This is a genomic window from Acinetobacter sp. QJM3NY_42, assembly GCF_056173745.1.
Genome location: NZ_CM149689.1, coordinates 2,555,001 through 2,567,740, shown reverse-complemented (window position 1 = coordinate 2,567,740; position 12,740 = coordinate 2,555,001). Strand labels below are relative to the sequence as shown.

The window sequence follows — 12,740 nt, the reverse complement described above, 5'->3', positions numbered from 1 at the left end:
ATATAATAATAACTGTTTACAATATAGGCTGATTCAGACTGTTTTCAGGCGTGGATAATGGAACAGAATGGACAGGATGGCAAAAATTGCCAAGACCCAGCAGTAATAAATATGGCCAAGCAGCTCAACAGGCGACAGTTTGGCAATGGAGCAGGCCAATAGCAATTGAGCTCCATAAGGAATCAGACCCTGAACAACACAAGAAAAAATATCCATTAGAGCAGCCACACGTTTTGGATCAAGTCCATATTCTTTGCTGACTTCACGTGCCATGTCACCTGAAAGGATAATTGCTACGGTATTATTTGCCACAAACAGATTGGAGAAAACTACCAGAAAACTGACCCCCAGTTCACCGGCCCGTTCACGGCTAACCCTGAATAGACGCGTAACGCTATAGATCCGCTCAATCAGCCATTGCAGTCCACCTTCCTTTTGCATGATTGCAGACAAACCGCCTAAAAACATAGACAGCAAGGCAACTTCAAACATGCCGACAAAACCGTTATATATTGCAGTGTTTAGCTTCAACAGATTAAATTCAGGCTGTACAAACAAACCGATAAGACCTGAAAGCAAAATTCCTGTACCTAAAGTAACCAAAACATGCAAACGGCTGAAAGCCAGCATGAAAACAGCCAGATACGGTAAAATGAGCCATAAATTATAAGAAGTATGCTCAATGGTCTGGGAGTCATGCGTGGTTAGAATATAGATTATCAAAGTAATTACCGAAGCGGGGACGGCAATCCAGACATTCACCCGGAACTTATCGCGCAATTCAACATTCTGACTACGGGTAGCGGCAATCGTAGTATCTGAAATCATTGAAAGGTTATCACCGAACATTGCGCCACCTACCACTGCACCAATGGCGTAAACCACTTCAATATCGGTAACTTGGGCAAATCCAAAAGCAATGGGTGCACAGGCAGCAATTGTTCCCATTGAGGTGCCCATCGCCGTAGCGATAAAAGCTGAAATAATAAACAGCATGGGTAAAACAAAAGAAGGCGGAATAATAGAAAGTCCGAGCTGTACGGTTGCATCTACGCTGCCAATAGTACTGGAAACACTGGCAAAAGCTCCTGCAAACATAAACACCATGAACATGAGAATCAGGTTCGGATGACTGGCACCTTTTAGAAATTCTTCAATAGCTTCATTAATCTGGCCGCGATAGATCAGCAATGCAAGAATAATCGCTGGGAGGGCTGCAACAGGAGCTTTAACTTGATAAAAGGCAAATTCGGTTCCGATAATTGAATGGTAAATACCACTGCCTAAAAAGATGGCCAAAAATACAATAAGCGGAAGCAGTGCAAGCACGCGAGCCTGCACCTTGCTAGAAAGATCGGAGGTCATAAAGTATAAGAGAGAATAAGAAAACCCTTATAGTATAAGGCAGGTTTCAATATTTCAGTAAATTTAAACAACCGTGCAGGAAAACTGCAAAATATAAAAAATAAAGGCTGTAAAAATTAGGTCTAACTCATTTAAGTTCATTTCAGACAGCCCAAAAATAGGAAGCTTTGATCATTGAGAAAAAAACGAAAATATTGATAAATGTAGACCTCGGGTTGTTCTGGAATAGATCGCCACAATGCGCTGCTTGCTTGCTCTATCTATTGAGTAAAAAATAGCGTTACAATGCAGCGTCTTGTATTTCTACAAAACCAAATTCTCAGTTTTCAATGATTCAAGGAATGCACAACCCTATGTCACGTTTAGCCACCCGTTTTGAGCAGCTTAAATCACAACAGCGTAAAGCTTTGGTTTCTTATGTGATGGCTGGTGATCCAGTACCGCATGTAACAGTCCCGCTGTTACATCGCATGGTGGAAGCAGGGGTAGACGTAATTGAACTCGGGTTGCCATTTTCAGATCCAATGGCAGATGGTCCAGTCATTGCTTTGGCTGCAGAGCGGGCACTGGCAGGCGGAACCAATACGCTAGATGCACTGAATATGGTAAAAGAATTCCGTGAGACAGATCAGGAAACACCGGTCGTACTTATGGGTTATCTGAATCCGGTCGAAGTAATTGGCTATGAGCAGTTTGTTTCAACAGCCAAAGCTTGTGGTGTAGATGGCATATTGCTAGTCGACTTGCCGCCTGAAGAATCTGATCGTCTGGTGACGATCCTGAAACAGCATGAGATGGATCAGATCTTCCTACTTGCTCCGACCTCAACCGACCAGCGTATTCAGCACGTAGTAAAACAGGCTAGTGGCTTTATTTATTATGTGTCGCTCAAAGGTGTAACTGGAGCTGCCAGTCTGGATGTTGCTGCAGCTGCAGAACGTATCGAAAAAATCAAAAAAGCCACCGATGTTCCAGTCGGAGTAGGCTTTGGAATTAGCGATGCGGCTTCTGCAAAAGCAATGGGCAGTGTGGCAGATGCAGTAATTGTGGGAAGCGCTTTTGTAAAAACTTTTGCAACTTTGGCCCCAGAACAAGCCGTTGAGCAAACGGTCAATAAAGTCAAGGAGCTTCGAGCAGCGCTCGATGAATCAGTATGAATCAAGAAGTGAAACCAGGGAAAATCCTTAGTACACCAACACCATGGACGGAACGTTCAGTTCCGGGTATTGAGGTACCTGACGAACAGCAGGCTTTAAAAGCCACCTTTACCGAGCCAACTATTGAGTGCCCGGAATGTCATGCCCTGGTTACACGTACGGCTATGTCTTTTAATGCGTATGTTTGTCCACAATGTGATGAACATTTGCGTATGAAAGCCCGCGAACGCCTGACTTGGTTCCTGGATCAGGTCACAGCTGAACTTGGCCAGGAATTTACTGCTAAAGATCCATTACATTTCGTCGACAGTCGTCCTTATCCGGAGCGTATGCGTGAAGCACAGGATAAGACCGGTGAAAGTGAAGCTCTGATTGTCATGCAGGGTACGCTTAAAAATCTTCCGCTAGTGGCTTGTGCTTTTGAGTTTGATTTTATGGGCGGTTCCATGGGTACGGTTGTGGGCGACCGCTTTGTGCAGGCCGCTGAGCGAGCAATCGCACAACGTCAGCCGCTGATCTGTTTTGCAGCTTCAGGTGGTGCCCGTATGCAAGAAGGGATGTTGTCTCTTATGCAGATGGCTCGTACTTCTGCAGCGATCCAGCGACTTAAGGATGCCGGTTTACCTTATGTTGTGGTCTTGACTCATCCAGTATATGGTGGTGTTACTGCATCTCTAGCTATGCTGGGCGATGTACATATTGCTGAGCCTAAAGCCATGATTGGTTTTGCCGGTAAACGCGTTATTGAGCAAACTGTTCGAGAAAAGCTTGAAGAGCCGTTCCAACGTGCTGAATACTTGCTTGATCATGGTGTAGTCGATCAGATTGTCCACCGTCATGCATTACGTGATACTGTATATCGCATTGTAGCTAAACTGATGAACTTGCCTTGAACAATGCTCCATATGCAACCGATACATTAAACACATGGCTCGATTATTGGAGCCATGTTCACGTTACAGGGATTGATTTAGGTCTTGAACGGGTCATCCCTGTTGCTGAAAAACTGGAAGTCACCCAACCTATTGCCAAGGTATTTACTGTCGCTGGTACCAATGGCAAGGGATCAACCACCACCACTCTGGCCGCAATTCTCAACGCGCAGGGTTATAAGGTGGGTTTATATCAATCTCCTCATATTTACCGTTTTAATGAACGGGTCAAACTGGCTGGTCAGGAAGTTGATGACCAGACCCTGATCAATGCGTTTGTAGCTGTAGATCAGGCCCGCCGTGAATGTGGACTGAGCCTGTCTTTTTTTGAAGCCACTACACTGGCCGCTTTTGTCATCTTTAAGCAGCAGCAATGTGATGTCTGGGTACTAGAAGTCGGGTTGGGTGGACGCCTCGATGTGGTTAATGTGGTTGATCCGGATATTGCTGTCATTACCAATATTGGACTCGATCATACTGACTGGTTAGGTGATACTATTGAAAAAATTGCCTATGAAAAGGCCGGGATTATCCGTCCCGGTATTCCTGTAGTATTTGGTGGTTTACAGACTCTGCCTCAAGCCATCCAGACAAAAGCCGAAAGTTCGCAGGCAACGCTATATACCGCTAATCGGGATTATTTCTTTAAATATAGTGAAGATGGACAGTACTGGTTTTTTGCTTCATCGGGCCTGACCGTGAAATTGCCAGTCGGCTCACTGGCACTGGAAAATATTGCGCTGGCTGTTGCGGCAGTTCTGCTGAGTGGCCTTGATGTTACTCAAACTGCTATTGCTCAGGGAATTCAAAAAGCTCGCCTGTCGGGGCGTTTTGAAATACGTAAATTGCAGGATCGCACTATAATTTTAGATGCAGGACATAATCCTCATGGTGTAGAATTTTTGTTAAAGCAATTGCGAAAATTTCTGGAATACAATAAACAATACACGGAAATTATAACTGTCTTTTCAATGTTGGCAGATAAAGATATTGAAACCGTGGTGGATATACTCAAACCTGCTGTTTTAAGTTGGAATATTGCCCCGTTAACCGTACCGCGTGCAGCTTCTTTGGAGCAGCTTGGCTTTGCATTACAGGAAGAGACAGTTAAACAGTTCAGCAGTGTGCAAGAAGCATTTCACTCGGCAGTGGCCGAAGCTCAACAGCACCAGCTGATTTTGGTTTGCGGTTCGTTTCATACCTTAGAAGCGGTTTGGGAGTATCTGGAAGAATGTCAATGAATAGCAAACAGCGCTGGATGGGAGGCGTTGTTTTATTAGGTGGTGGTGTTTTATTGGCAGCATTACTCTTAAAGGGTAAAGAAGAAATTGACCAAAAACATGTTCAGGTTCCCCCAACTGAACAAGTACAACAACAACGTAAAAATCCTGCTAACCAAGATCTGGTTCAGCTACAACCTTTAGCTGTAGATGTCGAAACTGAAAAGCGTCTGCTTGAGGAGCAACGTCGTGCGCGTGAGAGAGCAGTTGCCGAACAGGAAGCACGTGCTGCAGAATTTTTACAAATGCAACAACAGGCCGAAGCAGAGGCTGCAAGAAAAGCTGCTGAGGAATATGCAACGTTAAATGCCTTGCGTAATGGAAATCAGGAAAGTTCAGATAATATTCCACCTGAACTGGTTGATGAGAAAGCTAAATCAGCACCTAATACACAAAATAAACCACAGAATACTCTGAACGCACAGCAGTCAGAAGCTCAGAAGAAGGAAGCTCAGCGCAAGCAGGAAGCTGAGCGTCAGGTGGTTGAAAAAAAGCGCAGTGAGCTAGAGGCCAAACAAAAAGCTGAGGCAGAACGCAAAGCGGCGGCAGAGAAAAAGGCCCAAGAAGAGCAAAAACGTAAAGCAGCAGAGAAAAAAGCTGCCGAGGAAAAAAACTTAAAAGCTGAAGCTGAAAGGAAAAAATCTCAGGAAGAGGCCAAGAAAAAAGCCGAAGCTGAAAAAGCTCGTAAATTACTGGAGGAAGGAGATGATGACCGGCAGTGGATGGTCCAGGTGGCTCTGGCAGCTAATGAAGCTAATGCAGACGCCATTGTCTCCAAATTACGTGCTAAAGGCTATAAAGTTACCCGTAGCCCAACTTCTAAAGGAATCCGGATTATGGTCGGACCAGCTAAAGACCGGGACACGGCAGATGAAGCACGTAAAAAAATTGTTAATGATGCCAGCCTGAATATGAAATCTGCTTGGGTTATTGACTGGGTACCACTCGATAAACGCTAATCCTATCATTATTTTTGTTCTGGACTCTGCAGCTGTTGCCGGGTCCATTGAATATTTTCTGTACTAAAGAGTCGCTCTATATTCTTCCAGATAACATGGTAACCATAACCCCCATGCTTCATTTCAAGTAAAGCCTGCTCTGTGCTCCAGTTTTCAAATACAATACGGTACATTGCAATACTGGCACCAGTACGGTCTGAGCCGTGATAGCAATGAATCAGTACCTTTTGTCCAGAGTGTTGAGCTTGCTTTAGATATTGCATGATTCCCAACAAGTGTTCACGGTTCATTGCCCAGGTGCGAATGGGCAGATGTATGACTTGAATATTCTCTCCCTCTAAAATACTGCTATCCCGATCGTGTGTACGCAGATTAATTACAGTCTTGATATTTTTCTGTTTTAATAAAGGCAATAAACCGGAACTGGGCTGTTCGCTACGGTAAACCCATGAACTGACCCGATAAAAATTATGTGCTGCTGAAAGCTGGTTGCCCCAGTGCTCAGGCCGCTGATGGTCGGGCAGGGAGGGCAGGAGCAGTCATGCATCCATTGACTATCAACACGCTGCTGTATAGACCTGTGAGAATGTATCTATTTTCTATCATCATCCTGCTCTTCTTTAAATTAAGTAGCCATTTATAACAAAAAAGCCTATCTGCAAGAGATAGGCCTAAGAGAATATAAACAGATTAAATTTAGTCTTTATCAGGTTGTGGAGTTAAGCGTAGATAAGGTTTAACCGCCTTATAACCCTTTGGGAAACGTTCTTTCAGTTCGGTTTCATCCTGAAGAGATGGAACAATCACAACATCTTCACCTTGTTGCCAGTTTGCTGGAGTAGCGACTTTGTGATTGTCGGTAAGTTGTAATGAATCTACAACGCGCAGGATTTCATTAAAATTACGACCAGTAGATGCAGGATAGGTAATAATCAAACGTACTTTTTTATTCGGATCGATAATGACCAGAGAGCGGACAGTTGTAGTTTCACTGGCATTCGGATGCAGGAAACCATAAAGTTCGGAAACCTTGCGATCCTGATCTGCAATAATCGGAAAATTTACTGTAGTGTTCTGGGTCTCATTAATGTCATTGATCCAGCCTTTATGTGATTCCACATCATCTACAGATAAAGCAATCGCTTTTACTCCGCGGCGTTCAAACTCGTCTTTAAGCTTTGCAGTATAGCCCAGTTCAGTGGTACAGACCGGAGTATAGTCGGCAGGATGTGAAAACAGAATCCCCCAGCTATCTCCAAGAAATTCATAAAAATCAATAATTCCTTCACTAGACTGCTGCTGGAAATTCGGTGCGGTATCGCCTAGGCGTAATGTCATGATTATTGCCTCTAATTCTGATTGGTAAGTATAATCTTTATATAATATGGAACAGATCTTTAGTATTGAGAACCACTGTTTACATATTTTATTATGAAAATTTTGTATATGAATATTTTAATTTTCATCAGTAATTCTGATGGAAAACTCTTTTCTGTGCTAGGTGAAACTGTTGTAAGTTTGCTAAATTAGCAGCATTTTCGTGCAGCGATATGAAAGCCATTCAACAATTTTTTTTACAGGTTTTGTGCAAAGCCCTTGTACTTGTAAATTCTGGCATCATAATAACGACTGAGAAAAAATTACCATTTGACAAGCAAGATTTAGAGAGTCTATTACATGTTGGCAAGTCTGATCGGAGGTATCTTCGGTACAAAAAATGAGCGCGAACTCAAGCGGATGCAGAAAATTGTCGAGAAGATCAATGCGCTCGAGCCGACCATATCTACCTTAAATGATGCAGACTTATCTGCAAAAACCCAAGAATTCAAACAACGTTATAATAAGGGTGAAACGTTAGATAACCTTCTGCCAGAGGCTTTTGCTGTCTGTCGTGAAGCTGCAAAGCGTGTAATGGGCATGCGTCATTATGATGTGCAGCTGATCGGTGGTATTACCCTGCATGAAGGCAAGATTGCCGAGATGCGTACTGGTGAGGGTAAGACCCTGATGGGAACACTGGCATGTTATCTTAATGCCATCAGCAGTCAGGGCGTGCATGTTATTACTGTCAATGACTATCTGGCGCAGCGTGATGCTGAGTTAAACCGTCCTTTATTCGAGTTTCTCGGCTTGTCGATTGGTGTCATCTATTCGATGCAGAATCCGGTAGAGAAATCTGAAGCTTATAAAGCTGATATTACTTACGGAACCAACAACGAGTTTGGCTTTGACTATCTGCGTGACAACATGGTGTTCTCGCTGCAAGAGAAAAAACAGCGTGGTCTGGTGTATGCCATTATCGATGAAGTTGACTCAATTCTGATTGATGAAGCACGTACACCACTGATTATTTCTGGTCAGAGTGAAGACTCGTCACAGCTTTATGCAGCAATTAATACGATTCCACCAAAACTGCGTCCACAAAAAGAAGAAAAAGTGGCCGATGGCGGTCATTTTTGGATCGATGAAAAACAGCGCTCAGTAGAGATGACTGAAATTGGTTATGAAACGGTAGAGCAGGAACTAATCCAGATGGGCTTGCTGGCAGAAGGTGAAAGCCTTTACTCCGCAGCAAACCTGAACCTGGTACATCATATTACTGCTGCGATCCGTGCACATTACCTGTATCAGCGAAATGTACATTACATCATCAATGATGGTGAAGTAATTATTGTTGATGAGAATACTGGCCGTACCATGCCGGGACGCCGCTGGTCAGAAGGCCTGCATCAGGCAGTAGAAGCTAAAGAAGGCTTGGAGATTCAGCCGGAAAACCAGACACTGGCAACCACGACTTTCCAGAACTATTTCCGTCTGTATCAAAAACTTTCCGGTATGACCGGTACAGCTGATACTGAAGCTGCGGAGATGAAAGAAATTTATGGTCTGGATGTGGTGATTATTCCAACTCACCGCCCAATGATCCGTAAAGATCTCAATGATTTAATCTATCTGAATCGTAATGGTAAATATAATGCCATTATCGGAGAGATCCGAAATATTCGTGAAGCTGGTGTAGCACCAATTCTGATTGGTACCGCTACCATTGAAGCCAGTGAAATTCTGTCTGAGAAATTAACGCAGGCAGGTATTCATCACGAAGTTCTAAACGCTAAGCAGCATGAGCGTGAAGCGGATATCATTGCGCAGGCGGGTTCACCAAATGCTGTTACCATTGCTACCAATATGGCAGGCCGTGGTACAGACATTTTGCTTGGTGGTAACTGGAAAGCCAAACTGGCAAAACTTGAAAACCCGACAGCAGAAGATGAAATACGGCTCAAAGCAGAGTGGGACCAGTACCATGAAATGGTACTAAATGCCGGCGGTCTGCATATTATTGGTTCCGAGCGTCACGAATCACGCCGTATTGATAACCAGCTGCGTGGTCGTGCCGGACGTCAGGGTGACCCGGGCGTGTCACGTTTTTATCTGTCACTAGAAGATGATCTGATGCGTATCTTTGCAGGTGACCGTGTAGTGGCAATGATGCGTGCTATGGGATTGCAAGAAGATGAAGCAATCGAGCATAAAATGGTATCGCGCTCTATTGAAAATGCGCAGCGCAAGGTAGAAGCACGTAACTTTGATATTCGTAAAAACCTGCTCAAATATGATGATGTTAACAATGAGCAGCGTAAGATTATTTATTCTCAGCGTGACGATATTCTCGCAGAAAATAGTCTGCAAGATTATATTGAAGAGATGCATCGCGATGTCATGCAGGGACTGATCGGTAATTTTGTACCCCCTGAATCGATTCATGATCAGTGGGATATTGATGGTCTGGAAAATGCATTGCGTACAGATTTAGGAATTGATCTGCCAATTCAGCAATGGCTGGAAGAAGACCGCCGACTGGATGAAGAAGGTTTGGTTGCACGAATTACGGATGAAGTCATTAACCGTTACCGGGCCCGCCGTGAACAGATGGGTACTGAGTCGGCAGCAATGCTAGAACGTCATTTCCTGCTCAGTTCACTAGACCGTCACTGGAAAGAGCATCTTGCGGCAATGGATTATCTGCGACAAGGTATTCACTTACGTGGCTATGCCCAGAAAAACCCTGAACAGGAATATAAGAAAGAAGCCTTTAACCTGTTTGTAAATATGTTGGGTACCATTAAAGCTGACGTGGTAACAGATCTGTCACGTGTACATGTGCCGACTGCTGAAGAGCTGGCAGAAATGGAAGCACAGCAACAGGCACAAGCGGAATCTATGCAGTTAAACTTTGCTCATGATGAAGTAGATGGCCTAACAGGTGAAGTAACTCATGAAGAGACTTCATCTGTACCAGAGCGTTCACGTCCAGCTCAGGGGAATATTACTCCGCCAGCAAGTCGTAATGCTCCTTGTCCGTGTGGTTCAGGCCTGAAGTATAAACAGTGTCATGGTAAAATCTAAACATTAGTACGCTAATCTTAAAGCAGAACTTCGGTTCTGCTTTTTACAAGGTGTTACATATTATGTATTCGATTGCAGATGCTGCATTTAAATGTTATTTACTTGCTTATGATGAGTTGAAAAACTGGAAAAATATGAAAAAAGTACTCAACCTTTTAGTGACTGCTACGCTCGCTTTACCTACTCTAGCTTTTGCCGAAACGGGTCACTCAAGTCAAGCTACGCTTGCGCAAGTACAAACTGCCCAAGGAACAGCTACGGCTCAGGCTGAATTAAAAAATGATACCATTACCCTGATCAGTCCTCGTACAGGTATTCGCTATACCATGAAAGCTACTGAACGCCCGATTATTTTGAGAACAGCGGCTATTGCAGCAGTAAATAACGTTACAGTGAACCGCATTGTAGCGTCAAATCCTGCATTATCGGCTGCCAGTCAGGAACAGGCCAAACAGTCACTTCTAGGTACAGAAACAGCTCTTGCTTCAAATTAATTTTATGATTCACATATTAAAAGCCGGATTCTATTCGGCTTTTTTGTATGTATTTAATAAAGCTTAATATAAAAATCACCATTTCATTTAGAGTCTCTCGATTTTTAGAAAAATTTGCACTAAGCTGTTGTGTTTTCAATAACCATATCACTGGAAATTCAAAAATGACTGTGGGTGACGTATCAATGCCACAAATGCATGTGGTGCAAGGCGTAAAAATTGGTTCAACTGAAGCATATATACGTTATCCGAACCGACGAGATCTGGTTATTTTTGAATTTGCAGAAGGGTCAAATGTTGCGGGTGTATTTACCCAAAATGCTTTTTGTGCTGCGCCAGTGCATATCTCTAAAGCGCATCTTTTAAAAAGTAATGCCCGTTACCTGGTGATTAATACAGGTAATGCCAATGCCGGTACTGGTAAGCTGGGGATGCAAAATGCGCTAGAGACCTGTAACAAGCTTGCCGAATTAGCTGGTGTTCAGACATCTGAAGTGCTGCCCTTTTCTACAGGCGTCATTGGTGAGCAGTTACCAATGCAGCGTTTACTTACAGGCTTGCAGCCTGCACTTGATAGTTTGAAAGCAGATGCGTGGCTGGATGCAGCAAGTGGAATAATGACCACCGATACTACACCTAAAGGTGCATCGGAACAGTTCGAACTTGATGGTATTACCTACAGCATGACTGGTATTTCTAAAGGTGCAGGTATGATCCGGCCCAACATGGCGACTATGCTGGGGTTCATTGCCACTGATGTACCTATTAGTTGTGAGCTGGTACAGCATCTGTTGAAAACTACTGTGGAACAGTCCTTCAACCGCATTACTATTGATGGCGATACATCAACCAATGATTCATGTATTTTGGTGACTACCGGTCAGGCTGGCGGAGCAGAAATTACCAGTCTGGAAGATGAGCGCTATCAAACTGTACTTGAGGTCTTAACCCGCATCATGAAACGGCTGGCCCAACTCATCATTCGTGATGGAGAAGGGGCAACCAAGTTTATGACTGTGGCGGTCGAAGGCGGGGCAGATACCCAAGAATGTTGTGACGTTGCCTATAGTATCGCTCATTCACCTTTGGTAAAAACGGCTTTCTTCGCATCTGATCCGAACTGGGGACGGATTCTGGCCGCGATTGGCTATGCAGGTGTTAAAAACCTGGATGTAGAAAAAATTCAGGTCTGGCTGGATGATATCCAGATTTGTAAGGATGGCGGAGCTGCTGCTGACTATACCGAAGAAGCCGGAGCAGAAGTGATGGCGCAACAGGAAATTACAATTCGTGTTGATTTAGGCCGTGGCGAGGCGAAAGATACGGTTTATACCTGCGATCTGTCTTATGATTATGTCAAGATTAATGCAGATTATCGTTCTTAATATCATGAATAAAAAAAGCCCTCCATGTGGGGGCTTTTTTCTAAAATAAAGGTTTTTATCAACTGTATGTTTAATACGGTTGAGATGATGGATCAAATGCCAGCGAAAAGGCTAGCAGTAAAAACAGAGAAGGCATGGTTATGACTGATGCGACATTAATTGCCAATGAAGCAAAAAATATTGTGCAGGCGCATTTGGACCGTTTAGGGGAACCCAAAAGTACTTCCCTGACTGAACAAGTGAAACAGGAAAAATTTGAACAGATCAGGGCCGAACTGAACAAGCGTGATGCTGTATTGGTTGCACATTACTATTGCGATCCTGAAGTTCAAGAACTGGCTGAACTGACAGGCGGCTGCGTATCCGATTCACTAGAAATGGCACGTTTTGGTCGTGATCATGCTGCTTCTACCTTGGTAGTAGCCGGTGTAAAATTTATGGGTGAGACAGCTAAAATTCTTTCACCAGAAAAAACTGTGCTCATGCCTACACTGGAAGCTACCTGTTCACTGGATCTAGGTTGCCCTGAAGATGCGTTTACGCGGTTTTGCGATGAACACCCTGACCATACTGTTGTGGTATATGCCAACACTTCAGCTGCGGTCAAAGCACGTGCTGACTGGGTAGTGACTTCAAGCTGTGCAGTTGAAATTATTGAGCATCTAGATAGCTTGGGTGAGAAAATCATCTGGGCACCTGATCAGCATCTTGGTCGTTATATCCAGAAGAAAACCGGTGCAAATATGTTGCTCTGGGATGGG

Annotated in this window: 11 protein-coding genes (1 of these 11 only partly in view); 8 read left to right on the top strand and 3 right to left on the bottom strand. The window is 43.9% G+C overall.

The genetic code is table 11. From position 1 onward, the window contains the following. Positions 1-33: 33 nt before the first annotated feature. A complete protein-coding gene (locus AC0VYT_RS12160) occupies positions 34-1,365 on the bottom strand; it encodes a Na+/H+ antiporter NhaC family protein (protein WP_005018520.1) in 1,332 nt (443 codons plus the stop codon). A gap of 353 nt (positions 1,366-1,718) precedes the next feature. On the opposite strand from AC0VYT_RS12160, the gene trpA reads away from it, so the two are divergent. From trpA to AC0VYT_RS12140, 4 genes are read left to right on the top strand one after another with little or no spacing between them, the layout of a single operon-like run. After that, entirely contained in the window at positions 1,719-2,522 is an 804-nt protein-coding gene (gene trpA / locus AC0VYT_RS12155; RefSeq protein WP_005018521.1) for a tryptophan synthase subunit alpha, read from the top strand. After that, positions 2,519-3,415: an acetyl-CoA carboxylase, carboxyltransferase subunit beta gene (accD, locus tag AC0VYT_RS12150; RefSeq protein WP_005018522.1), complete on the top strand. Its 897-nt coding sequence runs from the start codon at positions 2,519-2,521 to the stop codon at positions 3,413-3,415. The genes trpA and accD overlap by 4 nt, the downstream gene beginning before the upstream one ends. Then, positions 3,412-4,695: a bifunctional tetrahydrofolate synthase/dihydrofolate synthase gene (gene folC, locus AC0VYT_RS12145; RefSeq protein ID WP_005018524.1), complete on the top strand. Its 1,284-nt coding sequence runs from the start codon at positions 3,412-3,414 to the stop codon at positions 4,693-4,695. Before accD ends, folC begins: the two co-directional genes overlap by 4 nt. Beyond that, complete coding sequence (locus tag AC0VYT_RS12140) at positions 4,686-5,693, top strand: SPOR domain-containing protein (protein WP_005404783.1); 1,008 nt, start codon at positions 4,686-4,688, stop codon at positions 5,691-5,693. The genes folC and AC0VYT_RS12140 overlap by 10 nt, the downstream gene beginning before the upstream one ends. An 8-nt stretch (positions 5,694-5,701) precedes the next feature. Here AC0VYT_RS12140 and AC0VYT_RS12135 read toward each other — a convergent pair whose 3' ends face one another. Next, positions 5,702-6,106 (bottom strand): dual specificity protein phosphatase family protein, encoded by a 405-nt coding sequence (locus AC0VYT_RS12135; protein ID WP_005018541.1) that lies wholly within the window; start codon positions 6,104-6,106, stop codon positions 5,702-5,704. 283 nt (positions 6,107-6,389) lie between these two features. Then, on the bottom strand, positions 6,390-7,031 hold the full coding sequence (locus AC0VYT_RS12130; RefSeq protein ID WP_005018543.1) for a peroxiredoxin: 642 nt from the start codon (positions 7,029-7,031) through the stop codon (positions 6,390-6,392). Between the two features lie 339 nt (positions 7,032-7,370). Between AC0VYT_RS12130 and secA the strand changes: the two genes are divergently transcribed. The 4 genes from secA to nadA all read left to right on the top strand — a co-directional run. Next, a complete protein-coding gene (secA, locus tag AC0VYT_RS12125; protein ID WP_005018545.1) occupies positions 7,371-10,100 on the top strand; it encodes a preprotein translocase subunit SecA in 2,730 nt (909 codons plus the stop codon). 134 nt (positions 10,101-10,234) lie between these two features. Continuing rightward, entirely contained in the window at positions 10,235-10,594 is a 360-nt protein-coding gene (locus AC0VYT_RS12120; RefSeq protein ID WP_034430268.1) for a hypothetical protein, read from the top strand. 164 nt (positions 10,595-10,758) lie between these two features. Then, positions 10,759-11,979 (top strand): bifunctional glutamate N-acetyltransferase/amino-acid acetyltransferase ArgJ, encoded by a 1,221-nt coding sequence (argJ, locus tag AC0VYT_RS12115; protein WP_005018550.1) that lies wholly within the window; start codon positions 10,759-10,761, stop codon positions 11,977-11,979. A gap of 140 nt (positions 11,980-12,119) precedes the next feature. Continuing rightward, positions 12,120-12,740 carry the 5' portion of a quinolinate synthase NadA gene (gene nadA / locus AC0VYT_RS12110; protein ID WP_005018554.1) on the top strand. 444 nt of this gene lie beyond the right edge of the window, so only the first 621 of its 1,065 coding nucleotides appear in the window; it begins with the start codon at positions 12,120-12,122; the stop codon falls past the right edge of the window.